1 protein-coding gene is annotated in these 3,033 nt (G+C 76.1%); it reads right to left on the bottom strand.

All coding sequences use genetic code 11. The annotated features are described in order from the left end of the window. Positions 1-89 precede the first annotated feature (89 nt). On the bottom strand, positions 90-2,483 hold the full coding sequence (locus C6N75_RS06840) for a penicillin acylase family protein (RefSeq protein ID WP_258177269.1): 2,394 nt from the start codon (positions 2,481-2,483) through the stop codon (positions 90-92). Positions 2,484-3,033: the final 550 nt, after the last annotated feature.

Raw genomic sequence — 3,033 nt, 5'->3', positions numbered from 1 at the left:
CTCCCCGCTGAACGCTCGCCGAAGCGACCGCCCGCCCCGCCGACGACCGCGGTGAGGCGGCGCCGACGGGGGCGGGGGCCGCCGGCCGGCTACTGGCGCACCCGCACCACCCGCAGCTCCGGGTCGGCCAGGATGTCCCGCTCGCAGAACCGCGCCCGCACCCACCGCTCGCCCGAGAACAGCCGCGTCTGGTCGCTGAAGTGCGGCGAGAGCGGGTTGGACGACTGGGAGTACGTCAGCAGGGTGCGCGCCACCGGGCAGCGCCCGCCGTCCCAGCCGACCGCCTGCACATGGCTCGTCCCGTGCAGCACCTCGGTGTACGCACCGGCCGCCGGATCCCACCGGCCCACGGTCATGTTCCACACGCCCAGCGCCTGCGTGCCCCCGGACACCGGTATGCGCTCCCCACCGCGCACCACGTACTGGTGCGCGCCCAGCGGCGCGTCCAGCGGAGTGCCCGCGGCCCGCAGTTCGGCCACCGTCTGCCGCAGCGCGGTGGCGAGACCGGGCCGGGAGGTGTCCAGGGTGTGCGGGGTCCGCACCGGGTCGGCGGCCGAGAACGGCGTCTTCCACAGCTCCCCGGGCGGCACCGTCGCGGTCAGCTTTCGCCAGAACCGGTCGAACAGCAGCGCGCCCCGGCTCCCGGTGTCCATGGTCCGGTCCCAGCGGGCCAGCGCCGCGCACGCCGCCGGCTCCTCCGGCAGCACCGCCGGGCAGGCCCGCGCCACGTCGGCGGCGGCCAGGTCCCCGGCCGGCACCCGGTTGGCGAACTGCTGCCGCTGGAGGTCGGCCACCGTCAGCCGCCCCGCGCGGGCCATCGCCGAGACGTCCTCGATGCCGCCCCGGGTGCGCAGCGTCCGCTCGGTGCCCTCCGGGCCGAAGATCCGCTCGTAACCGGTCAGCGGCCGGTCGGCGTTGGCCAGCCAGGCGCTGTCGTTGTTGTTCGCCGCGTACGGGGCGTCCTTCAGCACCGGCATCCGCGCGGGCCCGAAGATCCCCGGCTGCACCGCGTCCCGGTCCGTGCCCAGCGCGCAGTCCCGGCGCGAGCCGTCCAGCACCGCCAGGCCCGAAGCCGGGTACACCACGCGGCCCAGCGGCGTGGAGCAGCGCTCCGCCAGCTCGTCGGTGATCCGCGGCAGCACCTGCGCCTGGGCGAACAGCGTGCCGCCCGAGGAGTCCGCGGCGACCGTGTTCACCCAGGGCAGTCCCTGCGCGCGGTCCAGCGCCCGGCGCACCCCGCCCGCCGAATCCGCTCGGGCCATGCCCAGCGAGGCGTCCGTCATCCGCAGGTTGCCCGCGTTGGGGTCGTTCAGCGCGTACGCGGTCGTCGCCGACCAGGGCAGCGGCAGCTCGTCGTCCAGCGAGGACACGACCGGCCCGTACCGCGTCCGGTACTGGACCCGGCGCACGGTCGTGCCGTCTGCCAGCGGCACCGACACCGTCCGCCGGGTCATCCGCTCCCGCACCCCGTCGACCAGGTAGACCGTCGGGTCCGCCGGGTCCAGGGTGAGCTGGTGCAGGTTGAGCGGGACGCCGGTCGACACCGTGTGACTCCACGCCACCTTCTCGGTGAAGCCGATGCTGACCGCGGGCGAGCCGAGCAGGGAGCCGCCCGACACGTTCAGCTTCCCGGGGATGGTCTGCTGCGACTGCCAGAAGCGCCGGCCGCCGTGCCAGGGGTAGTGCGGGTTGCCGAGCAGCAGTCCCCGGCCGTTCGCCGTCGTGCTGCCGCGGAAGGCCACCGCGTTGGACCCCATGTCGGCCTCGCCCGCCGCGAACCGCTCCCGCGCGAGCCGGGCCGTCCGGGACGGGTCCACGGCGGCGGCCGGGCGGTCCGCCGCCGGCGGCTGGGCCTCGGTGATGCCGTCCACCGCCCCGCCCTCGCCGCCGAGCACGGCGAACGCGTACAGCCTCCGGGCCACGTCCAGCTCGCTCACCGGCCGCACCCAAGCCGCGCCCCGGCAGGCCGGGTCGGTGACCCGGTTCTGCCGCAGCCAGGCGTTGTAGCCGGCCGCCCAGCCGCGCATCAGCTCCCGCGCGTCCCGCGAGGGGCCCCGCGGCGCCGGCCGGTCGACCAGCCTCTCCACGGTGCGCGCCTCGCGCACCCCGCGGAAGTACAGGTCGCTGCCCAGGTTGGTGGAGGCCGAGGTGAGCGAGCGGTCACTGACGCCCTGCGGCCCGAAGTGCCGGGAGCGCTCGCCCCGGACGGTGGTGAACCCGTCCGCGAGCACGCACACCTGGTCGGCCGCCTGTGCCCACCCCGAGCCGAAGCCCAGCTCCGCGTAGTCCCGGCCGAGGATGTGCGGTATGCCGTGCCCGGTGTAGCGGATCACCGCGGACAGCCTGCCGTCCGACGGGCTCGCCCGGGCGGCGTCGCCGCCCGGGCCCGGGGGACCGGCGACGGACGGGGTGGTGCCGGCGACCAGGGCCGCGAGCGCGGCGACGGCCGGTACGAGAAGTCTCCTGCGGGTGCGGGCGAGCAACGTGCCTCCCAACGGACGGAAAACGGTCCCGGACGCCGGCGGCCGGACGTGCAGCGGTCCGGACGCGGCCGACGGCGGGCGCCACGCGCCGCGGGCGACCGGCGCCGGCGGCGTCCGGCCCATGCAGCCACTCCGCGCACCCCGGTGTCAACGGTCCGATCGGCCCCGCTCGGCGAGTTCAGGGGCACGTCAGGGACGGTGGCCCGAAAGGCCAAGGGCCATTTCAGGGAGTCTCCCTGACAACCCCTCAGGGAAGTGGCCGGGCCCATGTCGGCCGTCTGCGGCCGGCCGTCCCGCCAGCCTGGGACGCCCGTGACGCGATCCCGGACCGGCTGTCGTGCGATCCCCCACCGGCCGTCCCGCCGGCCCGGCATGCCGCCGACGGCCCCGGGTAACCGGGCGGGAACGCCAGAACCGAACACCGCCACGGGAGTTGCCATGCTGCGATCAGCCAGGCGCGGGTCCACCGCGACACGAACCGCCACGGCCCGCGACAGAACGGCCGACCCCTGTCTCTTATACACATCTCCGAGCCCACGAGACGCAGAGG

Source organism: Streptomyces solincola, assembly GCF_002982015.1.
GTDB classification, from domain to species: Bacteria; Actinomycetota; Actinomycetes; order Streptomycetales; family Streptomycetaceae; genus Streptomyces; species Streptomyces solincola.
This window is presented reverse-complemented; position numbering and strand designations above follow the sequence as displayed.